This window comes from Calothrix anomala FACHB-343 (assembly GCF_014696435.1).
Taxonomy (GTDB): Bacteria; Cyanobacteriota; Cyanobacteriia; order Cyanobacteriales; family Nostocaceae; genus Aulosira; species Aulosira anomala_A.
On record NZ_JACJQG010000065.1, the window covers coordinates 1 to 25369 of the forward strand.

The window sequence follows — 25369 nt, forward strand, 5'->3', positions numbered from 1 at the left end:
GTTATGTTCATTGGCTTGAGGAGATGATGTTATGTTGACTATTTTAGGCTTTTTAGAATTACTCTAACCAAATATGTAAAGTTTTGTATCGAGATTCAACATTTCTGGTTTTGTCCATAATAAACCAGCAAAAGCTTGTCGCTGTACTTGGCGAATATCTGCTGATAAATTATTCGCAGAAATAAATTGATAAAATTCGTCGGCTTCTTGCTGACGCAACTGTAATGTGGTATCAAATTCTTCAGCTAAAGGTTCTGCTAAATCTGGAATATCAGACAATCTTAGGCGAATAATTTGCGTTTCTCCTGCGCCAATTTCTAATTGGTAATGGGTTGCTGCTTTTGTACCTGTTTGGCTGGGATTGACTGCTTGCTGATCGCCGTGAATAATATAGTCGTTAATTCCATCTTTGACATAGGGAGAATGATTTTTCACTCCAAATAAACGCTGGGAGTTAGTTTCATTTTCAGTAAATAAAACATTGTGGCAATTTTCAAAGTAAAGCCAGCGATTGCCTAAAGAAGGGTGAGATGCATGAATAACATTAGCAGCATGGCTTAAAATTGGCTTTTGGCTGTCACTTTGCCAAGACCAAGTATTACGAAACCAGACTGTAGGTAATATATGCAGGGTTTTAGCTGACGCAGCCCGATTGACAATGCTAATTTGAATGAGAATATCTTCGGGTGAATGTTTGGCATATTCGACAAACACATCAAAGTATTCATGATGATCAAAAATGCCTGTATCGACTAATTCAAATTCGGGTTCGTCGTAGCCCCGACGCTGATTTTCTGCTACTAATTTTTGGTAGGGAAATGCTTTTTGGGGATATTTATAAAGGTATTTCATGTAGGCATGAGAGGGAGTATTGTCAAGATAAAAGTAATATTCTTTGACATCTTCCCCATGATTACCTTCTGGCCCAGATAGCCCAAATAGCCGTTCTTTGAGAATGGGATCTGCACCATTCCAAAGTGCGATCGCAAAACACAACCGTTGATGATTATCACTAATACCCGCAATTCCATCTTCACCCCAACGATAGGCGCGAGAACGAGCCTGTTCGTGGGGAAAATAATCCCAGGCTCTACCATCTGTACTGTAATCTTCGCGCACTGTTCCCCATTGGCGATCGCTCAAATAAGGCCCCCATCTGCGCCAATAGGCTTCACGGTTGCGGTCTTGTTCCAGTCTGTTTTGTTCTGCGGTCATGTTTTTTACTCTTTTTGCTAGTTTTATTTACGCAGACCAAGCTTCTCGAAAGTCAGCGTATAGCGTTAGTCCACCATCAATAAATAGGGTTTGTCCAGTAATATATGCAGCTTCATCGGAGGCTAAAAAAGCTACCACCGCCGCCATTTCCGCCGCAGTTCCCGCACGACCCATTGGAATATGACTTTCCACAACAGCTTTCTTTTCGGGGTCGTTTACCCAATCTTCGTTGATGGGGGTGATAGTTGCGCCTGGTGCGATCGCATTCACGCGAATACCTCGGTTTGCATATTCCAACGCCAGAGTTTTAGTCATATTTTCCATCCCACCTTTGCTGATGGAGTAACTAATATACATCGGTCGGGGAATAATTTCGTGAACGCTGGAAATATTAATGATGATTCCCGGTTGATTTTGCGAGAGGAATTGTTTAATTGTTTCCCGCGCACAGATATAAGCACCACGCAGATTTACTCCAATGACTCGATCAAAGTCTTCAGTCTTGATTTCATGGGATGGACATTCAGTTTGAATGCCAGCATTGTTGATTAAAATATCAATACTGCCGAATTTGTCCACTACAGTGTTGACCATTTCGATAATGTCGGATTCCTGAGACACATCACCCTGTATCAATAGAGATTGAACGCCGCAATTATCGATATCGCCACAGGCTTTTTCCATAGCCATTTCCTCAGTATCTTCCGCAGCTTCGGGACTTTTGCGGTAATTAATCGCAATATTGCAACCTTCTTGCGCCAAACGAATAGCAACAGCTTGTCCAATTCCCGAACTTGCACCTGTAATCAAGGCGTTTTTACCTTTTAATCCTTTCATGGCATTTTTTCCTATATATGAATCAACTAATTTCTAGGACTTACGCACCGAACATCAAAACCCTCACAAGGGTGGTCAAAAGTCAAAAGTCAATGGTCAAAATTCAGGTTTTGGACTATGGACTATTGACCATTGACAAAAAGCATGAAAAATATCTGACACTGCGTAAGTCCTAATTGCTATGAATCTTTTTTTATCTAGTAATCCGGAGAATTTTGTCTTGCTGTGCTGGACAATTCCCCCGTCCATCACAGTTACTAGTTGTGACATATAATTCACCATCTGGCCCCATAATCGCCTCGCGCAGTCGTCCATATTGACCTTGTAAATACACCTCATGACGCTCGACTTGTTGGGGAGATTGGGGGTTGAAGGCGACACGTTGCAAATGTTGGGAACGCAGAGTTGCAATAATTAAGCTACCCTTCCATTCCGGAATAGAATTGCCAGTATAAATTGCTGCTCCCCCAGGCGGTAAAGCTTCGCGCCACACCATCGACGGCGTTACCAACCCTTCCCCTGCTTCGCAACGATAGATAGTAGGCCAGCCAAGGTTATCACCTGCTCTTGCTAAACTGAGTTTATCGTGACCTCTTCTACCCAATTCACCGCTAGGGCCGTGGTCTGTTACCCATAGAGTTGATGTATCACGCCAATCAAACCCCTGAGTGTTGCGAATCCCACTGATATATACAGGACTTTTCCCAAAAGGATTGTCTTGGGGTACTTGTCCGTCAGGAGTCACCCGCAGAATTTTTCCAGCCAGGCTATTAACATCTTGGGAACTTTGCGGTTCTCTCGCATCGCCAGTTCCAATGTAAAGCATTCCATCGGGGCCAAAGCGAATCCGACCACCGTTGTGAAATTGCGCTACAGGAATATTATCAACAATTACCCGATCTGCTGAAGCACTAAGTCCGTCTTGAGATAATCGCCAGCGTTCAACACGATTCACCTGCGATCCATTTCTATCTGCGGTATAGTACAAGTAGAAAAATTTGTTTTCAGCAAAATTGGGATGAGTTGCAATTCCCAGTAACCCATCTTCACCCGTCTCCGTGACTTTGATAGTAGCTACTGGTTTAGGAATCAGTTTTCCACCCTGCACTAGGCGAACTCTTCCCGGTCTTTCCGTAACTAACATATCTTGATTGGGTAAAAAAGCAATTCCCCAAGGAACTTCTAAACCTGTTACTACTTCTTCAGCCTTTAGCTTTACCTGTCCCTGGGAACCGAAGCCACTGTCTACTAAAGTACAGGTTTGATTATTACTCCCAGTTTGTTGGCTGACTGGTTGGGCTGTTTGTGTTTCTTGATTATTAATATTTGTGGAATCAGTTGTAGGTAAGTTACAAGCTGAAAGTCCTAATAATACCATACTAAAAAGTAATTTTCTTGTAAGAGTATTTGTCCTTTTCATAATTTATTCTCTGCCAAAAATAGCCTTTTGCATGGTTGAGGAAATTGCTCATTAATTGAGTTGGTTCTATAATGAGTTGCAAATTTAAGAATATTAATTAAATTAGCAACTTGAATTTTTCAGCACAATGAACACCATGATAATATAGTTTGTCTGTACCCAAATTTTATTGCATCTACCCATAGACCGAATTAGAAAAATTTGCCTTGAATATTCGGGACTTCCAGAAAGTAAATTATCCAGCGATAGGATATTTTTTTTGAGAAGTCCCTTGTTCGCGACCTATTTATGATTGCTGTAGGTACATTTAACCAGAATTTATCTAGAGATATATCCTTAACGCATCACGATATTTCGTTGAGAATTTGGTGTCTGTATAGTTATTTCATCTGTTACTTGACGGTATTGTAACCAAGCGAATAAAGCAGCAGTACCCAGAAAAATTAAAGTTATACTGGCTACAACTTGCAGCATGATACTGTAACGCATAATCAAAATTAAGGAAATGTAGATTTTGGGTTTTGGTAATCAATTGAAATGGGAATTTTTTCGCCAAAATTCTCCAATCAACCAACTAGGAATGTCGGCTAACGCTATAAAATAGCAACCTGTGAATTAAGTTAAACAAGGTTGTAATGTTCCATGTGAATATTAGTCACAGGTACATCCAACTTGTGTAAAGCTTTTTCAACTTCATTCATCATTTTTGGTGCAGCACAAATAAAGTAATTGCGAGTCGCAGGACGTTTAGGAATATAGCGTTCTAGCAGTTGTTGATCGACATATCCATTTTCGCCTGACCAATCTTCTGGAGGTTTGCGAAGAACGTGGATAACTGTCAGGTCTAATTTGTCTTTTAAGGCGTCAATCTCTTCTCGGTAGGTTATATCATCCCAAGTTGTACTCGCATAAATTAAGAGTAGAGGGCGCTCGTCTTGACGTTCTGCTAAAGTAAAAAGCATACTGATAATTGGTGTGATCCCTATCCCTCCAGCAATCAAGACAAATCCAGCTGTATTCTCATAGAGGTCTGTAGTAAACACGCCATAGGGGCCATCGAGGAAGGCTTTAGTACCTGGTTTGACATCCTTAATTGTGTTGGTGAAATCTCCTAAAGCCTTAATCCCAAATTCAATGCGATCGCGTTTTTCGGCACTGGAAGCAAAAGAAAATGGATGTTCCCGCATTCTAAACGGCGATATTTCCAAAGTCAGCCAAGCAAATTGGCCTGGTTGGAAAGTAATTCCATCATGTCCTCTAGGACGCAAAACCAAATTCCAGACATTACCTCTTTGGGGAATAGCAGCTTCCACTAAGTAGGGTTTTTTCTGCATAAAATAAGGTTTAACCAACCTGACATAAATCAACAGCCACAACGCCGTTATTGCAATAGCAGTCCAGATTAACGCTTTCCAAAACAGCCCTAAGTAGTTACCTACACCCAATGCATGTCCTAAACCAAATGCAACGATAATCACAGCTAAAATGCCATGAGCTATACGCCAAGGTTCATAGGGAATATTCAATTTTTGCCGCCAAATTGAGGTGACAATAATTGCAATTAGCGCCAAAGTAGCTATTACTGCTGCCCTTGCTCGCCACGGTGCTTGGATAAAATTTAATAGTTGTAGTGTCTCTGGATTATGAATGAATAGAACTATGGGATGAGCCAGGATAAAAAAGAATGCAACTATGGAAGTATAGCGGTGAAACTGAAGAATTAAGTCAACACCATAGGAGGCTTCGATGCTTTTAATCCTAGCAGTTAAGGCAAACTGCATTGCCATCATTGCTAAACCAATAAAACCCAAAGCAGCAGACAATTCTAACCAAAAACTACGTTCATCACTGGGTGTCGGTGGGTATAAAAGTAAGATGAATAGAGGGAAGAGAATAATTAAAATATATGCTACTATCCAAGATACCCCGATAACTACAGGATTTTTCATCAATAAACTTCTCATCAGCCCATACCTCTAAACTTTTTGTTGCAATCCAGCTTGCGATCGTCTGTTAATTTCTGTCCAATTCACCACATTCCACCAATTATTGAGATACTCAGGACGGCGATTTTGATATCTCAGGTAATATGCATGTTCCCAGACATCGTTACCCATAATTGGGTATAAACCATCCATGATTGGGCTATCTTGATTAGCTGTAGTTACTATTTGGAGTTGATTTTGGGCATTACGCACCAACCAAACCCATCCACTACCAAATCTGTCTCCACCTGCTTCATTAAATTGTTTTCTAAAAGCGTCAAAACTACCAAAAGTTTGATTTATTTGTTGGGCTATTTCTCCTGTTGGTTGTCCACCACCATTAGGACTCATAATTTGCCAAAAAATTGTATGGTTGAGATGACCACCACCATTGTTGCGCACCGTCTCCCGAATATCTTCTGGGATATTATTTAAGTCGCGCAGCATTGCTTCGACACTTCTATTTTTCAGTTCTGGATGCTTTTGTAAGGCTTCATTGAGATTATTAACGTATGTAGCATGGTGTCTGTCATGATGCAGTTTCATGGTTTCTGCATCAATAGCTTTTTCTAGTGCGTTATAAGCGTAAGGTAATTTTGGTAGCTGTGCGGGAGTAGCAGTTAATTCTCTATCAGGATATGCTACCGGTGGAGAGTTGGTAGTTAGAGGAGTTTGTTGTGTTACAGGTGAGACAGTAGCAGTTGGTGACTCTGTAATTTGGTTTTCTTGACAAGCAAATAGTACAGACACCAAAAAAATTCCGGCGATAAACAAAACAAATTGTTGTCGTAAAAATTTTGTCAGCATAGATTTTATCCAATTAAAAGTTGATACTTCTCGTTTATTGCATAACTCCAAATACAACAATTCCTGTTCAGGTAAGCGGTGCGATTAATCTTAGGAGTATAGAGTTAATAATTGCCAAGGAAATTGAGCCAAGCAAAGCACTCCAAAAACCGTATCTGAGACGAAAACCAGGTACGATCGCAGCTGATAAAGCAAAGATAATCGAATTGAGAATAAAAAAGAATAAGCCTATGGTAATGATAATGAATGGCAAGGTGAAAAAGGTTAAAACTGGCAGTAATAGAGCATTTAAGATGCCAAAAACTGCGGCGGTAATTAATGCTTTCCCAAAATTGTCTATTTCTACGCCTATTGGTAGTCGAGAAATAATCAAAAAACTGATAGCTGTGACTACCCAAGTAATAATCAGCCCAACCATAAAATACACTTGTGAACAATATTTTGATTATGAGCGATAAATGTGAAGAGAAAGTGACTGCTTTATCCTGCTCACTGTACCCCGTCGGGAGAAAGTGCTGCTCGATTACCAAAATGAAATATGCTGTTATTCAAGCGAACTTGATATAGGTTGTAGATTAAATTAACAGATTTCTCAATTTCTTTGAGTGGTGATTTATGTTTCAACGAGTTTTGATTTGCACAGATTTTGCGGATGGTTTGCATCGGCTCACAGGTTTTGTTTCTAGTCTGGCGCTGGCGGGGATGAAACAAATAGTATTTCTCCACGCTGTTCCCTTGTGGGAAAAAGGCATTATCCCACGAGTTGATAATGAAAAAATAGAACAAGCTCAAACTCGTTTGGCAAAAACTCTTGGTGAAAGTTCTACCGATGTAGAAGTAAAAATAGAAGTTTTATCGGGTAAGTCTGTTGATATTATTCTCAAGGTTGCCCAAAATTACCAGTCTCAATTGATTATACTGGGTTCTCAAAGCCGCAATTTACTCACTGAAAAATTAGTGGGCAGTACAATGGCTGATTTATCTCACAAAACAACAATTCCGTTGCTGGTGCTACGTCCTCAATTAATTTCTACTTATACTGCTGAGGAATTAACACTTCGATGTCAGCACCTTTTCCGTTCTTTACTACTCCCCTATAACGGAACTCCAGCTGCGAATTATTTAGTGCAACAGGTAAAGCAATTAGCGCAACAACAATCCGCTCGCTATGTTCAAGCTTGTACGCTATGTTGGGTATTAGAAACTACTGGTAATCGCTCACTACCGCAGAAAATTTCACCGCAGCAGGCGCAACAAAGCTTATCTGAGATAAAAACTGATTTAGAAAAGCTAAATTTACAAGTAGAGACAGAAGTGCGCGAAGGATCTACGGTAACGCAGATTTTAGAGGCGGCGACAATGGCAGATATTAGCGCGATCGCATTATCTTCAGCAACAATCGGTACAGCCCAAGAATGGCTAATTTCCAGCTTTGCTGCTGAATTATTGCGTTTTAGCTGGTATCCCGTACTCTTTTTTCCACCCCAACGTCGCTAAACCTGTTATCGATACCAGAAAAAAGATAAAGGCAATTTAGGGTAACCTTTTAGTTGGCGTAGAAGGCACATTTTGCTGCAGACAAGGTTACCCTTTTTATCTAATTACCAGGAAATGCCATAGTACTGAGCAAGGCATTTTCTGCTTGTCGCGAATCTAACCGAGTATGTTGCACTACAATCGGTACATCGGAGGTAATAACACTGGCAAAATCAGTATCATGCGGGATCGGTTCTGGATCTGTCAAATTATTAAAGCGGATATGCTTTGTACGTTGTGCAGGAACAGTTACCAGGTAAGGGCCAACAGGGTCTTTATCACTGTAATAAATCGTAATTTCTACATGGGCGTCCTTGACCCCAGCATTAAGAATACACACAGTTTCATGACTGATAAACTGAGGTTCCGGCCCGTTGCTGTATGGAGGAATGTAACCTTCAGCGATCGCCCAACAAGTACGTCCAATTGACTGATTCATCGAAAATCTCCTGGTAAATACCGCACTTTTCTACGTGATGTCTTTCGCTGTGACATCTAAGGAAAACCTATGCTTGTCAAGATACTGAAGGTACTACCAACAGCCTCATCAGCACTGGTTTGTTCTCTAAAATTATACAAACTGCCTACATCGTATAAATCGAAACAAATTTAAAGAATTTCTGATGTGAAATCCCAAAAAAACAGGTTTGTAAAAAACCAAACAGTATTGTTTATTTTTGCTTCTATCTACAGACAGAATTTTACTAATAAATGCCTTGTGTTCGTGATGACAGCAGATGCAAATCTAGCTAACTCAATCATTAAAAATAAATGTGATTAAAATGTGACTGCCAAAAAAATTCTCAATATCCTAAAAACTCTATTCTGCTTCTGAGGGAATACTCAAGGGTAGCGATCGCACTTATCCGTTACTGCGTCAAAAACTTTAGTTTGTAGATGCGTTGTCTAAATTGTTCGGCTCTTTGCTGGTTCGGGATTTCTGCTACCAAAGTTTCTATAAGTTGTTTTGATGTTATCTGGGGGTAATTATCTAAAGTATCTTTGAGAATTACACTACCAAAAGGCCCAACAAAACTATTTAGTTCTCGCCGACAATTTTCTAAAAATTCCGGATCGCTAATCGCCGGATATATGTCCAAGAGTTCCTGGGGATTTTGAGAAGTTTGCAGTTTTTTTGGGTTAGGTTCTACAGGAAGGTTAATCCGACTGCTAAATTCTTTTGCTCGTTGAGAATCAGGAATTGCCGCAGTTAGCACTTCAATAAATTCCTTTGGTGCTATCTGTGGATTTTCTTGCAAAGTGTGTTTCATCAAAAAACTAGCAAAAGGCCCGACAAAACTAGCTAATTCTCTTTGACAATATTCCCAGAATTCTGAGTTGAAAGCAACAGGGGTTTGTGTTGGTAATTTGTTAGTTGCTTCAATCTCTTGTTCAAGGCTTGGTTTATGTTGATCTAATACAATCAATTCCTCTGGAGATTGATGAGAAATTGCTGTTGGTTTTTGTTGTGGTTGAGAAATATTATTTTGTGTAGTTGGTGCTGACTGATTATCATTTATGTTATCAGATAATGTAATTGAATTCTTATTCAATGTGACAATAATTTCTCTAGCTGATTGGTAGCGATCGCTTGGCACTTCTGCCACCATTTTGTCTAGGATGTTAGCGAAATAGTCACTGACTTTGGTATGATAACGCCATTGCCAGCAAAAAGTTCTATCCATCAGCATAGATGGTATTTTTCCAGTCAAAAGCACTATTGCACAAACACCAAGTGCGTAGATATCGCTACAAGGATAGCATTTTCCCAAACGCAGTTGTTCTGGTGGCGAATAGCCAATTTTTCCCACTATTGAATTGCCAACTGAGTAATGATAATTGGCAGAATTACCAGCGAAAATTTGAGTAATTTTTTCCTTAACTACTCCAAAGTCAATTAGCACTAGCTGAGATTGGTTCTCAGGAAGCATGATATTTTCTAGGGAAATATCGCGATGAACAATATCGCGATCGTGGATATATTCCAAAACTGGCAATATATTTAATAGCCATGCTTTCACTTCTGCTTCTGAAAATGCCTTTTTTGTGTGAGTGAGACGTTCATGTAAAATTTGGGCAAAATTTTTACCATCAATATATTCCTGGACAATAAATAGCCGTTCATTTTCTGTCAACCAAGCTAAAAATTTGGGAACTTGAGGATGTTGAATTTGGTATAAAACTTTTGCTTCGCGCTCAAATAGTTCTCTAGATTTACGAATTAGCTCTTCTTTGGAGGTTGTTGGTACAAATTCTTTGACAACGCAAGGTTCACCAAAACGTTGCGTATCAATTGCTAAATAGGTTCGACCAAATCCTCCTTGACCAAGAAGTTTCTGAATCAAATAACGATTATTGATTAAAGTGCCTAATTTAATTTCTGGTTTCATTGCTATATTCTAATTATTTTATTCATATATTTTTAGATAACTTCGTCATTAATCATACCGCAGTTCAAAAGTTTTAAGTGCTAAAGAACTGTTGGGAGATGTTTGAGATTATCGAATTTGAGATTTCAAATTTTGGCTTGAGGAAATTTTCCGGGAAAATCCTAAATCCAAAATTGGGTTACTTTAATTTATACCGTCAAACATGAGCAACTTATGCAGAGAACAGGCTGTTAACTGCGTTCCTACCAGAAAATTCATTGTGAGTATATAATAGTATTTGATTTTTAAAATCAGTAAGAGTCTATTTCCTTCTTGCCTGTTCCCTCCCGACACAAATAATTTCAGCAATTAAATCGGATTAATATATATCAAGTTGGAGTATAGGTATTTTAAAAAAGCAAGATTTCGCGTTCAAAGTTTTCTGGAGTCGGTTCTGTCTCCCAAACTAATCCTTCTTGTTCTTCACCTAAAGCAATTTCAATGTAAATACTTTCTACAGCAGTTTTAGCTTGTACTTGGTTACCATCAAAAGGCTGTAAATCTTCTGTCAAAATTCTCAATTTAAATCCGCTGGGAATCATCTGTCCCCTAGTTGCATTTCGCAGTTCAAAGCGCCATACTCGATTTTCAATGTTACTTTTAGGCTGGACGCGCAATTCGTATTGTTGTCCAGCAATGGTTATTTTGCGTACTAAAGTTGGTAATGTGAATGCTGGCGCGGAACTCCTAGCACCAGCATAATTGATTTGTGAATCGATACTAGCCCAACCAAATTTTTGAGCAAAATCGGATACACCTGTTTGCAACCATTGGGAAATCGACCATTGTTGTTGTTGTCCTTGGCGTTGTTCATACAATCGCTGTCTCCAACCGCCATGTTCTAAGATTGCTCCCCAGGTGGAAAAGGGTACTGCTAAACGTGGTAAAATTAATTCTGGATTTCCTAGTCGTTGCAGTAAGTTTTGCACTTGAGCGATCGCTAATTCTGGTAACGGTGCAATTTCCTCAGGACGGGTTGCTTCGTCTGGACAGATTTGACTCGCCATCCATAAGATATTCAGGTGAGAAATCAAATCTGCACCATCTAAACAATAGGCGCGATCGCTTGCATCGTAACTACCCATACTTTTCAAGAGAATTTGGGTAGTGTATCCCCAAATGCGGATATAACCCTCTTCTACGTTAACTTGTACTGCTAGATAATAATCTGCTGTCCAACTGGGAATATCCACCCACTCTTGGGGAACGCGCAGTTCGCTTAAATCCATTGCTTCCGATGGAATTAAGACTAAGCGTTTACCTTCCCAAGAAATCCCTACGCCGTTGACTACTTCCCAAATGCTGGGTAAAGTAGCAAGATTTGGAAAAACAGCCGCATTGGGAGCATATTCTGTTTGTAGCCACGGTAAAAAGGTATTTAAGCTCAAGCGGTTAAGATATGCTATCCAACACCGATTATTGCTAGAAAATCCTTGACTTTGCTGCCAAATTTGGTTTTGTTCGGCTTCGGGAATTTCTAACCACAAATGTGTAGGGTTGATTAAATTGACTGTGCTGGAATCAAACATTTTAATTTATACTACTCCAACTAAGATGAGGAAGGATGATAGTAAGCTTTTAACCATTCCTCTAAAACTGTGCTGATATAGTTAAGTAGCAGCGAGTTTAGAGAAATATGCAGTGATTCCTTGCTCCAGTTGGCAAGTTTGAGTATTAATGAGTCTTTGGCTTTGCTGAGTCTGCGAGAAATTGTATATTGTTTAATTCCCAACTGTTTGGCAATCTGTTGTTGAGTTAAATCTTGGCTGTAATAAAGTTCGATAATCTTTTTTGCTTCCTCATCTAGCTCGTTCAAGGCGGCGATTAACACATTGCTGATGAGAGATTGCTGTGACTTTCGCTCCTGCAATTCTTCTTGAGCAATAATTTCCGTCATTAAGGAATCTTGCTTAAGTTGTGGTAATATATCTTGATACTCGCCTGAATCGTCATCATTTCTGGACGCATTCAAAGAGGCCATGCTGGGGTAAAAATAATCTCGTACTGCTTTGGCACTAGCAACCAGCCATTTTTCCATCGTTTGCCCATCGCACTCTGGCCCTGGTGGGGAAAGTTGGGTGTGACGTTCCGAATTGTAAAGCCGGGCGATCGCCATCCATGTCGAGTCATCTGGCTTTGACAGTTGACGAGTACCTGTAGGGTGCTGTGGCGCATAGATTGCTTGGTAGCATTTCCAAGCTAATACGTAGCGTTGTATTGTTTCTGCACTCAGTCCCACATTTTGTAAAGACTCCACCAGACGCTTTTGAGTTAGTTTGCGTAACAATCGCCAGTTAGTACTAATATCAATTTCATTGCGCGATCGCAACATTTCCTTGATTTCGTTGCTGAAAATCGTACTCGCATAATTATTCAAATTAAACCCCATGTTGGGTTTAAATCCTTTCAAAATCTTATCTACACGAGTGATGACCATTTGAAAACAGTCAGACACTGTGTATTGAGTAGCAGAAAGATTACTAATTATTTTGTCAGCAGACCAATAACAGGTTTCTTGTAAATAAGCCGAGAAATGTTCTCTCGCCAAACCTTCCGGCTGATTTTGCCACAGTTTATACCAATAACTTATCCAAAAATTCTCTGAATGTTCTGGCTGTGATAAACTTGCCTGACACTTGAGTAGATTTCGCCTTAGTTTAGCATCAACTGCCCAACCAATCACCCTGTCAGCATCTAATTGTAAAAAAGTTGTAAATAATTCAGTGATACTTTGACGAGTTCGCATAAAAGTTACTACTCATTTTGGCATCAGTCTTCAGTTATAAATTAGAATTTATGGTTTCGCAAAAATAATTTTATGACAAGTTACCCATAAGTAGAAATTTGCTCTATCATTGATAAACGTTAATAATTTTAATTTAAATTAAACATTAATAAACATAAATCTCACTCATAATACCATCAATTTCCCAAATCAGAGTACAAGATATCGATTACTGTGGGATAGTGGGTGAAATTATTGTCAGCGATCGCTATTTGAACTTCAAGAATATTCATATAGCTGAAATCTAGAGCTTGCTAGGCTCAACAAATATAACTACCCTTAAATTTTCTTACTTAACCTTAACTCAGTTTGTGAACGGGAGATTTTTGGACATCAAACTCCTTAAGTTATCAACATTTCACTTTCTCTGTGCAACAGGCAAACTAGTAATAACAGCGATGGCTGTGGATTTGGTTATGGACAAATTTAGCTTTTTTGGAGTTACCTTATGTTTGGTCATGTTACCTCCCAAGGAGAGAATTGGCGAATGCTAAAGTCATATTTAAAACATATTTGCTGACAAAAATACGCAAGAAGAGCGATCGCTCAACAGGCTAGTACCGCCGTGAATTCAAAATTCAAAATTCAAAATTCAAAATGAATACAGCATAGGTGTTTCATTGATTAGGAATGGGTGGTTTATTTCCGCCGACTTGTACTAGTGCATAAACTTTGCACCTTCATCGTTATAAAGCATTAGCAGCCAAAATACAAGTAAAATGACTTAGTTACAGCAATTTAGCCAAAAAAGCAACGGCACTTGAGGATCTGATAATATTTGAGAGAATTGAGAGTCAGAAATTTCATTTTCGCGGTAGTTGAGCGAAGCCGAAGCTGACTTAGCGCATAGGCGAAATGTCAATATCCTGGATGGTGAGATATGATGCTGAGACTGTTAGGCAGCAAAAATACAAGATTTTGCGATCGCACTATCGCCACTTGGATTTTAATACATGAATAGCAAATTTTTGCTATAAAAAGTAAAAGATAAAGTAATTTTTTACAGTAACTCCTTTTGAGAGTTTTTGACTGGATTATAACTCAAAGAAGCTAATTAAAAACAGTAATTTTAGGATAAAACTAGTAAAGATGTCTCCAATAGCAGTTGGTTCTAGTTATTCAAATAATACATTAAAAACGGGAGAAGCCAAGCTCTGGATTTTATTAGTTGGTGTTAACGAATACCAAGATTCTGGCTTACCTTCTTTGCGTTACCCAGCTGTGGATTGCCAAGGGTTAAAAGAAGCACTAGTAAAAGCCACAAAGGGATTTCCTAATAAAGAAGTAATAATTCATCATGATTTTGCGGCACAATCCCCGACCTTGGAAACAATTCGTAGTAGCTTGCAAAGAATTGTCTCGCAAACTCAATCCCAGGACTCGATCCTGTTATATTTTTCTGGACATGGAATGTTAGATCCTCATACTCAGCAAGCTGTACTTTGTTTAGCAGATACCCGCAAAGATGACCTGCTGTCTACAGGGTTGGGTTTGCAAGAATTATTACAGATGTTAGAGGTGACAGCAGCAAATCAGCAAATAGTTTGTTTAGACACCTGTCATAGTGGAGACTTCAAGTTATTAGGAGGAAACGCCGGTAGTGCTAGAGACGGAAATATCCCCGAGAATTTATTTAATTCTGCACCAACCTTGATGAAGGTGTTACAACAACGAGCCTCAAAAAGTAAAGGATTTTGCGCCTTATTATCTTGCGATCAAGGACAACAATCTTGGGAATTTCCCGAACTAGGACATGGTTTATTTACTTACTACTTAATGCAGGGCTTATTAGGTGAAGCTGCTGACTCCCAGGGTATCATCGAAGCCGACGGTCTTTACAAATATGTTTATCGTCAGACGCTGCAATATATTGATAAATTAAATCATCAACTGCGTCTGATTAATCAGCAAAAGCTCGATCGCGGTGACAGTAAACTTCATCCTGAATATCCTTTGCAAACACCCAAACGAATTGTGGAAGGTGTGGGAGAATTAATTTTAGGATTCAAACCTGATGCAGTTGAATCTCACAAACAGCGACGAGCGCTAGTCATCGATGGATTTGCAAACAAGAAAACTACAACAGACTTGAGTCGCCTATTTGCTGGATCTGGTAACTTTGAGGTAGAGTTGTTTCCTCAACAAGGTCAATCTTGGTCAGAAATCAGACGAACAATCCAAGAATTTCTACATAAGGGCGATCAATCCACAACTCAATCTGTTTCCCATCTAGGAACAATCAAAAATACACCAACCTCCTTATTATACTTACGGGGACACATCGAGGAAATCGAAGACGGGGAAGCATGGTTAGTTTTAGGCGATGGAATGCGTCTGAGTCGCTCTTGGCTAAGACACGAGTTACGACGCGCTACAAAGTCTCAACAAATAATTATTCTGGATTGTCCTGAAGCTACTACCCTGAACAATTGGATAGAAGATTTGCATAGCGGTACAGAACAAGGACAATGTATAATTGCTGGTGCTTCTATAGCCCAAGCTCCAGAACTATTTTCGCAAACCCTTCTCGAAACACTGAGCGCCGCTAACCCCCAAGCTGGGTTACCAATTGCTAAATGGATTACTCAATTACAAACCGCATTACCAGCAAAAGGTGTTAAACTTGATGTCTGTTTATCAGCTACACAAGCAGTAATTGATATTTTACCGGGTAATATTAATATAGTTTTTCAACAACTAAACGAAGTAGCATTAAACGCAGAAAAACAACAAGAAGAGCAGAAAAATTTACTTTCCCCAGACGTTAACAATTTACCAACAGTAGAATTTCCTTATCTACCTTCATCCCAGTCATTGATAGAACAGCCTGTCTCTGTTACTGCGCCTATTACTGCTGATTATGTAACGGAAGCACCACCGCAATTAAACTTCCAGCTAGACTCACAACAGTATTCTCAAATCGAATATTTGCTGAAGCTATCAGTAGGTTCGATTGCGCCTGCAATTTTAAAAAAGACTTTAAAAAAAGCTACTAACTCTCAAGAGTTAGTAGGAAAATTAACCACGCACTTGTTACCTGAAAAGCAACAAAGTTTTCAGCAACAAGCAATAGCTATTTTAGAACAATCGACTGTTGAATCTCAAAGCAAGTCAGATAATTCCTCAAGAATTTCTCCCGAATTTATCAGTAAATGCGAGCGCGAGTTAGCTTATGCAGTAGGGCCAATTGCTAGGTTTGTAGTTCAAGATATTTTGAAATCTTACCCGCAAATTTCTTTACTAGAATTTGTCAAGAAATTATCAGCAGGAATTCGCGATCCACAAAAGGCTTTAGAGTTTGAAAATCGGATTCTGGGTAACTGAAAATAATACCAATTCAAAATTCAAAATTCAAAATTCAAAATTAAGAATCCAGACAGAACAAGGCGTTGAGGTTGTGTATCTGTCGCATTCTTTTTTCAAATTGGTATAAGTTAGTCAGGAGGATATTCTGGCTAGGCGATCGCTTGCATTAAATTTTATTTAATATTGGTATTGTTGTTTAACATATCCAGAGCAATTTCTAAACTATACTTCATCCGGTTAAAAGCTTCTGCTAACATTCCGATTTCATCTTTATCTTGTTTACCAAAACTCGCTTCCATATCGCCAATGCTCACTTTTTCTGCTACATTCGCGATACTTTTGATTCGCTGTATTACTGTCTTTTTAATTAAAAAATTAATAATTATAACGATGACTATAAAAATAATTACTAACATTCCTAATATTAAGTAAGAAGACCGTTGAGCAGTTTTAAAAATTTCCTCAGCCGGAACATAGACCATTTGAGCAGCAACAATTTCATGTAGCTTCCACCCAAAACCATTTTCTCTTCCATAGGCTGTTATTTGACTTTTAGGAGCCGCTTCCGGCGTGCTATGACAACGTAAACAACTTTCTTGATTGACTATAAAAGGTCGAGCAGTATAAAATATTTTCTCTCCAGATGTATTAATAAACCCAGATAACTCTTGGTCTTTTTTGTCTGGCTGCTGACGAAATTTTTTAAGAATATCGGCTTCAAAATCATCCGCTTTATCTCGGAAATTGGTTGGATTTAGCGCTGCATCTTTATAGCTAAAAGCTAGAAAATTAGGATTGTTTTTGCGGTAAATTTCTACCATTTCTCTCACAGAAAATGTTGGTATAGATTCTGGGATAAACACTTCTTGAGTTTCAACTTTTGGTAACAATAAAGGTTGTACGCGATCGTTGGTATATTGTCGCAGCGAGTTGGCAATTTGCATGATCACTACTGCTTTCGAGGACACCTCTTTTTCTGCGTTGTGTTCCAGGACTTGTGATAAAGCAGTACCGCTAATTAAAATGCCACCGATAAACACTACGATCAAAATTAAATTAACTTTTGTTCCTATCTTCATGGGTGTACTTACTGTTTAATCGTCTATACTATACAGCCAAACATAACAATACATTAAAATATATTAGATTATATTAAAAATATATTTTTTATTTTGCTTAAATGTCCGCTAATGCGTTTTTATTGTTACTGTGGTAATCTAATTTTATCCTCTATTTGGGCATTTTACATCAATTTTGGCTATTGTTAACGTATTATTTTTGACATTTAATCATCAAATTAACCGATGTATTAAGTAGGGTTTTTCTGCCTCGATATGTATATTGGTTGTCAACCATCTGCATTTTCGATTCTGGCAGTTGCTCTTTCATCTCACGTTTTCTCAGTAAATTCTATGATTAAAATTAACTATTTATACTTCAATCATGTCATGTTCCCTCTTCTGAGATTATCTGCGCCTCCCTTTGTGCAGCACCTATTAAGAATTGCTGTAGGTATTATTTTACAGGCTAAAAGAGTAAGATGATTGTTAGACAGTCAAAAGCTATCCTTATACAAAATAATAGAATCTATTGATGAAAATTAAGAGTTCTCGGCGTTTATTTATTTTGCAGATGCTCTTTTTATTTGCTGCTTGTGAAAAACAAGATAGCTCAATTAAATTTACAGAGTTAGTTATTGGTGTAATTAGCTATGGTAAAGAAAAACAAAAGCTAGAACAATTTAGTCGATTCCGTGAATATTTAGGTAAAAAAATCAGAGCCAGGATTCAATTAGAGCCAACTTTCAATGAAAATATGGCGATAGAACGTATCAAAAATCATAATTGGTCATTAGTTTTTGCCTCTCCTGGTTTGGTAGCAATTGCTAAAGCGAAATATCAATATTTACCTATTTTTCCGTTGATGGTAGAGGTAAATCTCCGCTCTATTTTCGTGGTTCGCAAAGACAGTCCTTTGCAAGAATTGAAAGATTTGCAAAATCAAACAGTGGCTTTAGGTCTCCCTGGTTCTGCTACTGGATATTATTTTCCACTATACAATCTTTATGGTTTAACATTAGCAGAAATTTTATTTGCTCCTACACCAAAAACAGTACTTGAATGGGTGGCGCAAAACAAAGCTGCTGCTGGTGCTATTTCACTGGAAGAATTTAATGTGCATCGCCTAGAGCTAAGTAATGTAGAGTTTCGCATCTTATTCTCAGATCCTCAAATTGTCCCCCCTGGTGCTGTTTTGCTGAGTCCGCAACTTGACAAAAATCATCAAGATTTGATTCGTAATTATCTTCAAGAAGCGCCTCCTACTTTAATTCAAGAAGTTGGATATGTACCAAATGTCGAAGTATCCAATTATGAATATATGATTTCTGTGGTCAACCGGGTCACATCGATTGCTACTAACCTGCGCACTAAACCTGCGCGGATATTTTAATTAAGTAAGTCGGCGTAATTAAATATAACTGGTGAGGGTCGTCATTTGTCATTGGTCATTTGTCATTTGTCATTTGTCATTGGTAAGGGTTTTAATTGTGTTTACGTTTCTTAACTTAGTTCGGTTTTTTTATACTGACTGACTTAGGTGACTCTGGGAGTAATTTAGGCTATTTGAAATATGAATTGAACTGCTTCTCGCCGTCCGAAACTCAAGCTTAGTTCGGGTTTTAACTTATACCAAGTTCCGGGAATTAAAGGATACTTGTTGATAAAAGTTCCATTAGTACTACCCATATCTTGAATATAATATTCTTGACCATCAAAGCGAATCTGGGCGTGAATTCGGGAAACAACTGCCGAATTTGGCAAATCTCCGAGATTGATATCGGGATAAATGCGATCGCTCATTTTACCAATAGTAATTACCTCAAAATTTTCAGGAAAGAGAATTGTCTGATGAGTTTGGGGATGGAATAACTGTCCTATGGGTTGTTGGACGATTGTGGGAGATGTCAGCGGTTCAGAAACGAATGATGGAGGCTCATTACTAGGTGGTAGTGGTAAATGTATGGTTTTAGCCGTGAAGCTGAATACTTTAGTAGTTAACAGAAAATTAAAGATTGTAAATGAAATTAAGGCAAAAACGGCGCTAGTATAAAATACTGCTTTTATTCCCCCAAAAACTACGGCTATACTTCCCAGCACTGGGCCTAATGTTTGCCCCCAAGATAAAATTGTCATATTGATTGCCATAAATCCCGCACGAGATTCTTGAGCAGCTAATCCAGCTAACAGTGCTTGAGAACAGGGAAGAGCGACACCTTGAGCCACACCTAGTAAAAACATGGGGATAAATAGCAACCAAAAGTTAGAAACTAAAGGCAGAATGAAAAGAGCGATCGCAAATAATAAAAAAGAAAGTTTAATCAGCTTAATTTCTGAAAGATTTCGCAACAATCGCCCTAATTGAGAAGCAGTAATGGCGAGAGAAATTGACATACTAGTCAAGATAAAGCCATTAACGGTATCCGATGTCTGGAACTTTTCTACTGCTAAAAAGGGAATAAAAGTTAAACATAAAGTTTGCAATAAAAATAAAGCCATCACCGCAAATAATAATCCAATTACTGGACGTTGATTAATATTGCTCCAAGTGTTTTGGACATAAGCTTTAAAATCAAACTTTTGCGTATGTTGTTGTTTTGGTACTTTCAACATTATGAGAGCAATTACTGCTAGCGGCGCAGCCAGCACTGAAGCTAAAAATGTATATCTCCAGTTAAATTCTCCTAATTTTCCCCCAATTAAAGGTAGCAGTGCGCCACTAATACCAATCAAGCTGGCATTAAATGCCATCGCCATTCCTAAACTTCTACCACGATAAAGGTCAGCAATAATCGTAACTTGTAGCGGTTCTAAGCTAGCTGCACCAACACCTTGTAATAATCGCCATCCTAAATGACTAGTAAAATTAGATGTTAAGCCACTGAACATACCACTAAAAGCAAATAATAGCAGTGAAGGAATTAAAATTGCTTTTCTACCTAAGCTATCAGCTAATATTCCAAATATCGGGGTGATGATGGCACTAGGTAATTGATAAAGTGCTGCTGTCCATGAAATTTGCGCCTCCGAAACTTGGAAAAAATGCTGTATAGTTGGCAGTACGGGGTTAAAAAGTGTTCCCCCAATTATTCCCATGACTGTCACTAAATTGACGATGTAAAAATTTTTATCTTGGAAAATATTGGTGGGATTTTTAGATTTGATATTTGTCATCGAAGTCTGCATGGATTTGGATTTTGTTGTTGACGGTTGATTGTTGACAGTTGACGGTTGACGGTTGACAAGCGGGTTGATGATTTTAACCCGCTTTTAGGGTAAAATTTAGGTTAAGCTAAAGTAGCGCCTAACTGTCTTCCGGTTTGGGGGCCGACGACTCCATCTACTGTTAAATTGTGGTCTTGTTGAAATTTCTTGACGGCATTTTCAGTGACTTCATCAAATAAACCGTTGACGGGAATTTGATATCCTAAGCGAGATAAATCACCTTGTAAGCGTTCAACATTTTGACCAGAGATTCCGCGTTGTAAAATAGGCATTTGAGACATTTTGATTTCTCCTTGTGAGTTATATCTGTTAATAGCGGTAGCAGTTTGAGAATTATGCAATCTATTAAGAGGAAAAACTGAAAATAAAGTGAGAGATTTTTCTGTTTTCATGCAAAGCGGGTTGATAATATCAACCCGCTTTTAGAGGAAAATTTAGGTTAAGCTAAAGTAGCGCCTAACTGTCTTCCGGTTTGGGGGCCTACGACTCCATCTACTGTTAAATTGTGGTCTTGTTGAAATTTCTTGACGGCATTTTCAGTGACTTCATCAAATAAACCGTTGACGGGAATTTGATATCCTAAGCGAGATAAATCGCCTTGTAAGCGTTCAACATTTTGACCAGAGATTCCGCGTTGTAAAATAGGCATTTGAGACATTTTGATTTCTCCTTGTGAGTTATATCTGTTAATAGCGGTAGCAGTTTGAGAATTATGCAGGGGATGACAAATTTGTTGACGGTTGACTGTTGACTGTTGATGGTTGTAGGGGCGGGTTTACAAATATCTAAGGGTTGATAACCCGAATCTCGGTTAACCCGCCCCTACAGACTGTTGATGGTTGGTAGATCCCACTCCACATATAGGTTTGTTAAACCCCGGAATACCATTGTGGGGATATAGTTAAATTCTTGGTTGGGTTGGAGTCGCAGATTTGCTAGTCTTTGAGACAGGGTTTCTAAAGCGATTCGCCCTTCTCGCAGCGCTAAGTTGGAACCGATACAGCGATGGACTCCGTAGCCAAACGCTAGATGGTTGGGTGTGGTGTGCTGGAATCGTTCAATTTCCAAGCGATCGCTTTCACTGTATTTAGCTGGATCGCGGTTAGCAGCAGCATACATCAAAAATAACCGCGTTCCCTTTGGTAACTGCATTCCGGCTATTTCTACCTCTTGGGTAGTGGTGCGACTCATGGCGGGTACAGGCGCTTCATATCTGAGTATTTCTTCTAAAGCAACTGGTATCATTGAGGGGCGATCGCCTAAAGCTTGCCATAATTGAGGACGTTCTAACAAGTGTTTTAAAGCATTGCCAATTAAATGGGATGTTGTTTTATGTCCCGCTTGGATCAATCCCGTTAAAATTCTCACCAACTCTGGCATGGTTAAGTTAGAGGTGATGACATGACTAATCAAATCATCCCCTGGTGTTTGGCGTCGTTCCTCAATTAATCCCGCTACAAAATACTGCATTGATACCATACTACGCGCACATTCTACCTGTTCATCTGGTGTCAATGGCGATGAAATTAAGGCGTTCATGTCGTAGCACCACTTCTTAATCTCTGCCATCCTGTCTAAAGGTATACCGTACATGGTGAGGATGGCTTCTAAAGCCAGTGGGTAAGCAAATTGGGCAATAATATCTGCGTTACGATTATCAATAAAATCGTCTATTAATCTGTTAGCGATCGCGCGAATGGAATCTTCCATTGCTTCCAACCTTTCGGGCGCAAACACTTTCATAAAAGGCGCACGTAAGCGTTTGTGTTCTTCGCCATCGCTATCCACTAAATCCCGCACTAAGGGGAAGCCTTGACGCAGCACTTCAAATACCTGGGGCGTAAATTCAACAATTGGACTCAGGGTATCCGCAGAAGAAAACCGATTTGGGTCTTTTAAGACGGCTATGATGTCATCATAACGAGTTAAAACATAGCCATTAAGTAAAGGGCTGAAAAATATCGGTTCCTCTTGTTGCGCACGTTGATAAAAAGCATAGGGATTGTCTAGTTGTGGTTTAACAAAAGGTTGAAATTCCACACCCAAATGGGGACATTTTTTTGATTGTGTAGGATAATGTGCAGTCATACTTTTAATTAATTCGTAATTCGTAATTTGTAATTCGTAATTATTGGTGCAATACCACGCTAATACCAATTCAAAATTCAAAATTAAGAAATTCAGACTGTATCTCGGTTTCCGGCTTTGAATGTGTTGCTAGATTTTCGAGAATTGGTATAAATTGTCAAATTGGTTGTTTTTATCAGTTAGGGATTTAAACCCCAAATGATTCAATTAGTAACTCGGTAATTGCACCAAACTATTACGAAACCTATAAATCCACTTGAAGCCCTTACCAATGACAAATGACAAATGACAAATGACATTAACTTTGGCAATCAATAGTGAAGGGATTACCTTCTGGATCGGCACCTTCAGCAATTTGTAAACCTGGGGAAGGTGAACGAATTGGACTTAATTTGACACCGCGATCGCTTAGTTCTTTGTAGGCAGTTTGAATATCGTTGACGTGAAATGCTAACTTGGGTCTATCTTTACCATGTTGGGCTGCTAAATTGCCGTGTAGTACCAAAGTACATTCGCCTGTGGCAAATTCCACCCATTGTTTATCATTGCGTCCAGCTATCGAAAGGGAGGATTTAACCTCAAGCCCTAAGCGATCGCGGTAAAATTGCACCTGTGTGTCTATATCTTTGACATAGAGGATGGTTTTGGTTAATCCTTTGATCAAACTCATCTCACACCCCCACAGATTTTGTAAAGGTAACAGGTAAATGGTTCGGCCCGTGAAAGATAATGTTGTTTGCCCAATCGATGTTTTCACTGGCGAGGCGGAGTTCAGGTAAACGGTTGAGTAAAACATTAATGGCAATTTGTCCTTCGGCGCGGGCTAGGGTAGAACCAAGACAATAGTGAATTCCACCGCCAAAACCGCAATGCTTGATGTCTTCACGTTGGATATCAAAAACTTCGGGATTCTGGAACCGGGCGGGATCGCGGTTAGCAGAACCAAGCATTATACCAACGCTGTCGCCCCGTTTAATTAATTGACCGCCGATTTCAATGTCTGCGTATGCCCAACGGGTAATCATTTGAATGGGGGTATCGTAGCGGATGATCTCTTCAATGGCGTTGGGTGCTAGTTCGGGATGCGATCGCAATAATTTATAAGCTTGTGGATTTTGCAGTAAAGCTATGACACCCTTGGCGATTAGGTTAACTGTGGTTTCATGTCCTGCGGTTAGCAGATGGGTACAAGTAGCAACAATTTCTTCGTCAGTGAGTTTATCGCTTTCATCGGCAGCTTTGACTAAGTTAGAAATCAAATCTTCTTGGAGATTGGCGCGTCTGTCGGCAATGATGGGCTTGAAGTAGTCAATAAATTCTTGGCTGGCCTTTTCTGCTTTTTCGTAAACTTCTGGGGGTGGTTTCAAACGTGAGGCGCTAGCATTTTGTAAAGCGAGTGCCCATTGACGGAATAGCGGGTGATCGTGGGGATTAGCACCCAACATTGTCGCAATCACCATAATTGGCAGGGGAAAGGCGTATTCTTCCACCAAATCCATCTCACCACGGGCGTGAACTTTATCTAACAGACTGTCTGCAATTTCATAGACTACTGGACGCAGATTTTCCACTACCTTGGGGGTGAATGCTTTGGCTACCAAGGATTTGAGCCTTGTGTGATCGGGTGGTTCCCGGAAAACTATCCACTTGCTCACCATTGTTAAGAAGGTCTGATAAGCTGTTGGTACTGGGGTAGTTTCTACGTCCTCACGTTTAATAAATTCCCGCCCAAATCTGCGGTCTTCCATAACTTTCATCACATCTTCGTAACGGAAGACGTACCAAGCACCAGATAAGTTAGGGTTTGAGGAAACTCCCCAATGTACTGGGTCTTGCTCTCTGTAAAGACGGTAATATGTATAGGGGTCTGAGGTGACTTTAGGCAGAAATGGATTTAATCTCTCTATGGTTGAAATAGTCATTTTTTGAATTTCCAAATAAATTTGTGGTAGTTAGAGGGCAGTCAACAGTCAACAGTCAACAGTCAACAGTCAACAGTCAACACTAGTTGCAATGGATACCGCAACTTAGATAACATTGCGGTCATTTGCTCCCGTCCAGAATTGAAAGCCTTAGCTACAGAGGGTCTGGATTCTAGACGTTTGACGTAATTTCTCAGGTTGGGCAGATGTTGGTAGCTATAGAGCATACGTAGATAGGCGAGGGTAGGAGCTGCGGCACAATCAGCTAAGGAAAACTCTTCTCCCGCGAGCCATGTACGGTTTGCTAGTCGCTGATCGAGGAGTGCGATCGCACTTTCTAATAACCGCTTGGGTTTAACTAATTCCTTACCGCCTCTTTCTTGTTCTGGACGTTGGCTATCGGCAAATAACGCCTCTCTGCCAGTGTTGATATATACATCAACTATGCGTTCTAGCATCCGCACTTCTAAACTTAATTGTGGGTCGAGGGGAATCAGACGGGGTAATTCGTGAAAGTAGTTGTCTAGGTATTCAATAATGATGCCAGATTCAAAAATGACTTCATTATCATGAACCAGCGTGGGGATTTTACCAAAGGGGTTAATTTGCAAATAGCGATCGCGCGCTACGGGGTCAAATAAATTTACCGGAATTGGTATAAAGTCTGCACCTTTCTCATAGAGAGCAATTAAAACTCGCTGTGAGTAGGATGAAGCAGGAGCATAGTAAAGCTGCATATTCACAAACATCCTTGTT

General features: G+C 39.4%; 21 protein-coding genes and 1 pseudogene. 3 read left to right on the forward strand and 19 right to left on the reverse strand.

The annotated features are described in order from the left end of the window. Positions 1–108: 108 nt before the first annotated feature. The 7 genes and pseudogenes from H6G08_RS28475 to H6G08_RS28505 all read right to left on the reverse strand — a co-directional run. Positions 109–1215: pseudogene (locus H6G08_RS28475) on the reverse strand (MGH1-like glycoside hydrolase domain-containing protein); the annotation flags it as partial. A 27-nt stretch (positions 1216–1242) separates the two neighbouring features. Then, a complete protein-coding gene (locus tag H6G08_RS28480) occupies positions 1243–2052 on the reverse strand; it encodes a glucose 1-dehydrogenase (protein ID WP_190549223.1) in 810 nt (269 codons plus the stop codon). Between the two features lie 193 nt (positions 2053–2245). Further along, on the reverse strand, positions 2246–3472 hold the full coding sequence (locus H6G08_RS28485; protein WP_190549225.1) for a PQQ-dependent sugar dehydrogenase: 1227 nt from the start codon (positions 3470–3472) through the stop codon (positions 2246–2248). 336 nt (positions 3473–3808) lie between these two features. Continuing rightward, positions 3809–3946 carry a hypothetical protein gene (locus tag H6G08_RS28490; RefSeq protein WP_190549313.1) on the reverse strand — a complete coding sequence of 46 codons (138 nt, stop codon included), beginning with the start codon at positions 3944–3946 and terminating at the stop codon, positions 3809–3811. 146 nt (positions 3947–4092) lie between these two features. Then, entirely contained in the window at positions 4093–5436 is a 1344-nt protein-coding gene (locus H6G08_RS28495; protein WP_190549234.1) for a ferredoxin reductase family protein, read from the reverse strand. 12 nt (positions 5437–5448) lie between these two features. Further along, complete coding sequence (locus tag H6G08_RS28500) at positions 5449–6264, reverse strand: superoxide dismutase (protein WP_190549236.1); 816 nt, start codon at positions 6262–6264, stop codon at positions 5449–5451. A gap of 67 nt (positions 6265–6331) precedes the next feature. Continuing rightward, a complete protein-coding gene (locus H6G08_RS28505) occupies positions 6332–6682 on the reverse strand; it encodes a phage holin family protein (protein ID WP_190549238.1) in 351 nt (116 codons plus the stop codon). Between the two features lie 197 nt (positions 6683–6879). On the opposite strand from H6G08_RS28505, the gene H6G08_RS28510 reads away from it, so the two are divergent. Beyond that, positions 6880–7761, forward strand: a complete 882-nt coding sequence (locus H6G08_RS28510) for a universal stress protein (protein WP_190549240.1) — start codon at positions 6880–6882, stop codon at positions 7759–7761. Positions 7762–7861: 100 nt separating this feature from the next. On the opposite strand, the gene H6G08_RS28515 is transcribed toward H6G08_RS28510, so the two are convergent. The 4 genes from H6G08_RS28515 to H6G08_RS28530 form a co-directional block, all read right to left on the reverse strand. Continuing rightward, complete coding sequence (locus H6G08_RS28515; RefSeq protein ID WP_190549242.1) at positions 7862–8239, reverse strand: sensory rhodopsin transducer; 378 nt, start codon at positions 8237–8239, stop codon at positions 7862–7864. Positions 8240–8669: 430 nt separating this feature from the next. Continuing rightward, complete coding sequence (locus H6G08_RS28520; protein ID WP_190549244.1) at positions 8670–10190, reverse strand: serine/threonine-protein kinase; 1521 nt, start codon at positions 10188–10190, stop codon at positions 8670–8672. Between the two features lie 389 nt (positions 10191–10579). After that, the gene (locus tag H6G08_RS28525; RefSeq protein ID WP_190549246.1) at positions 10580–11758 is read right to left on the reverse strand and encodes a DUF1822 family protein; all 1179 of its coding nucleotides are present in this window, start codon (positions 11756–11758) and stop codon (positions 10580–10582) included. A gap of 20 nt (positions 11759–11778) precedes the next feature. Next, positions 11779–12975: a sigma-70 family RNA polymerase sigma factor gene (locus tag H6G08_RS28530; protein ID WP_190549248.1), complete on the reverse strand. Its 1197-nt coding sequence runs from the start codon at positions 12973–12975 to the stop codon at positions 11779–11781. Positions 12976–14103: 1128 nt separating this feature from the next. Here H6G08_RS28530 and H6G08_RS28535 point away from each other — a divergent pair. Then, positions 14104–16338 carry a caspase family protein gene (locus H6G08_RS28535; protein ID WP_190549250.1) on the forward strand — a complete coding sequence of 745 codons (2235 nt, stop codon included), beginning with the start codon at positions 14104–14106 and terminating at the stop codon, positions 16336–16338. A 155-nt stretch (positions 16339–16493) separates the two neighbouring features. Here H6G08_RS28535 and H6G08_RS28540 read toward each other — a convergent pair whose 3' ends face one another. Continuing rightward, entirely contained in the window at positions 16494–17399 is a 906-nt protein-coding gene (locus H6G08_RS28540) for a Tll0287-like and HAMP domain-containing protein (protein ID WP_190549252.1), read from the reverse strand. Positions 17400–17913: 514 nt separating this feature from the next. Here H6G08_RS28540 and H6G08_RS28545 point away from each other — a divergent pair. Further along, positions 17914–18771, forward strand: coding sequence for a phosphate/phosphite/phosphonate ABC transporter substrate-binding protein (locus H6G08_RS28545; protein WP_190549254.1), 858 nt, complete (start codon positions 17914–17916; stop codon positions 18769–18771). Positions 18772–18935: 164 nt separating this feature from the next. On the opposite strand, the gene H6G08_RS28550 is transcribed toward H6G08_RS28545, so the two are convergent. From H6G08_RS28550 to H6G08_RS28580, 7 genes are all read right to left on the reverse strand, one after another. Next, positions 18936–20552 carry an MFS transporter gene (locus H6G08_RS28550; RefSeq protein WP_242046312.1) on the reverse strand — a complete coding sequence of 539 codons (1617 nt, stop codon included), beginning with the start codon at positions 20550–20552 and terminating at the stop codon, positions 18936–18938. 113 nt (positions 20553–20665) lie between these two features. Beyond that, positions 20666–20884 carry a peptidoglycan-binding domain-containing protein gene (locus tag H6G08_RS28555; RefSeq protein ID WP_190549258.1) on the reverse strand — a complete coding sequence of 73 codons (219 nt, stop codon included), beginning with the start codon at positions 20882–20884 and terminating at the stop codon, positions 20666–20668. 158 nt (positions 20885–21042) lie between these two features. Then, positions 21043–21261: a peptidoglycan-binding domain-containing protein gene (locus tag H6G08_RS28560; RefSeq protein WP_190549258.1), complete on the reverse strand. Its 219-nt coding sequence runs from the start codon at positions 21259–21261 to the stop codon at positions 21043–21045. 164 nt (positions 21262–21425) lie between these two features. Beyond that, positions 21426–22691, reverse strand: a complete 1266-nt coding sequence (locus H6G08_RS28565; RefSeq protein WP_190549260.1) for a cytochrome P450 — start codon at positions 22689–22691, stop codon at positions 21426–21428. A 298-nt stretch (positions 22692–22989) separates the two neighbouring features. Next, positions 22990–23361 (reverse strand): VOC family protein, encoded by a 372-nt coding sequence (locus tag H6G08_RS28570; RefSeq protein WP_190549263.1) that lies wholly within the window; start codon positions 23359–23361, stop codon positions 22990–22992. 1 nt (position 23362) lies between these two features. Further along, positions 23363–24613, reverse strand: coding sequence for a cytochrome P450 (locus H6G08_RS28575; RefSeq protein WP_190549264.1), 1251 nt, complete (start codon positions 24611–24613; stop codon positions 23363–23365). A 62-nt stretch (positions 24614–24675) separates the two neighbouring features. Then, positions 24676–25350, reverse strand: a complete 675-nt coding sequence (locus H6G08_RS28580) for a glutathione S-transferase family protein (protein WP_190549266.1) — start codon at positions 25348–25350, stop codon at positions 24676–24678. Positions 25351–25369 lie beyond the last annotated feature (19 nt).

Bases quoted from the DNA above. Each gene is read 5' to 3' on its own strand.
- H6G08_RS28535 (WP_190549250.1), top strand. From the start codon at position 14,104: ATGTCTCCAATAGCAGTTGGTTCTAGTTATTCAAATAATACATTAAAA.
- H6G08_RS28520 (WP_190549244.1), bottom strand. From the start codon at position 10,190: ATGAAACCAGAAATTAAATTAGGCACTTTAATCAATAATCGTTATTTG.
- H6G08_RS28510 (WP_190549240.1), top strand. From the start codon at position 6,880: ATGTTTCAACGAGTTTTGATTTGCACAGATTTTGCGGATGGTTTGCAT.
- H6G08_RS28495 (WP_190549234.1), bottom strand. From the start codon at position 5,436: ATGAGAAGTTTATTGATGAAAAATCCTGTAGTTATCGGGGTATCTTGG.
- H6G08_RS28515 (WP_190549242.1), bottom strand. From the start codon at position 8,239: ATGAATCAGTCAATTGGACGTACTTGTTGGGCGATCGCTGAAGGTTAC.
- H6G08_RS28530 (WP_190549248.1), bottom strand. From the start codon at position 12,975: ATGCGAACTCGTCAAAGTATCACTGAATTATTTACAACTTTTTTACAA.
- H6G08_RS28525 (WP_190549246.1), bottom strand. From the start codon at position 11,758: ATGTTTGATTCCAGCACAGTCAATTTAATCAACCCTACACATTTGTGG.
- H6G08_RS28560 (WP_190549258.1), bottom strand. From the start codon at position 21,261: ATGTCTCAAATGCCTATTTTACAACGCGGAATCTCTGGTCAAAATGTT.
- H6G08_RS28485 (WP_190549225.1), bottom strand. From the start codon at position 3,472: ATGAAAAGGACAAATACTCTTACAAGAAAATTACTTTTTAGTATGGTA.
- H6G08_RS28580 (WP_190549266.1), bottom strand. From the start codon at position 25,350: ATGCAGCTTTACTATGCTCCTGCTTCATCCTACTCACAGCGAGTTTTA.
- H6G08_RS28545 (WP_190549254.1), top strand. From the start codon at position 17,914: ATGAAAATTAAGAGTTCTCGGCGTTTATTTATTTTGCAGATGCTCTTT.
- H6G08_RS28570 (WP_190549263.1), bottom strand. From the start codon at position 23,361: ATGAGTTTGATCAAAGGATTAACCAAAACCATCCTCTATGTCAAAGAT.
- H6G08_RS28555 (WP_190549258.1), bottom strand. From the start codon at position 20,884: ATGTCTCAAATGCCTATTTTACAACGCGGAATCTCTGGTCAAAATGTT.
- H6G08_RS28550 (WP_242046312.1), bottom strand. From the start codon at position 20,552: ATGACAAATATCAAATCTAAAAATCCCACCAATATTTTCCAAGATAAA.
- H6G08_RS28505 (WP_190549238.1), bottom strand. From the start codon at position 6,682: ATGGTTGGGCTGATTATTACTTGGGTAGTCACAGCTATCAGTTTTTTG.
- H6G08_RS28575 (WP_190549264.1), bottom strand. From the start codon at position 24,613: ATGACTATTTCAACCATAGAGAGATTAAATCCATTTCTGCCTAAAGTC.
- H6G08_RS28500 (WP_190549236.1), bottom strand. From the start codon at position 6,264: ATGCTGACAAAATTTTTACGACAACAATTTGTTTTGTTTATCGCCGGA.
- H6G08_RS28540 (WP_190549252.1), bottom strand. From the start codon at position 17,399: ATGAAGATAGGAACAAAAGTTAATTTAATTTTGATCGTAGTGTTTATC.
- H6G08_RS28480 (WP_190549223.1), bottom strand. From the start codon at position 2,052: ATGAAAGGATTAAAAGGTAAAAACGCCTTGATTACAGGTGCAAGTTCG.
- H6G08_RS28490 (WP_190549313.1), bottom strand. From the start codon at position 3,946: ATGCTGCAAGTTGTAGCCAGTATAACTTTAATTTTTCTGGGTACTGCT.
- H6G08_RS28565 (WP_190549260.1), bottom strand. From the start codon at position 22,691: ATGACTGCACATTATCCTACACAATCAAAAAAATGTCCCCATTTGGGT.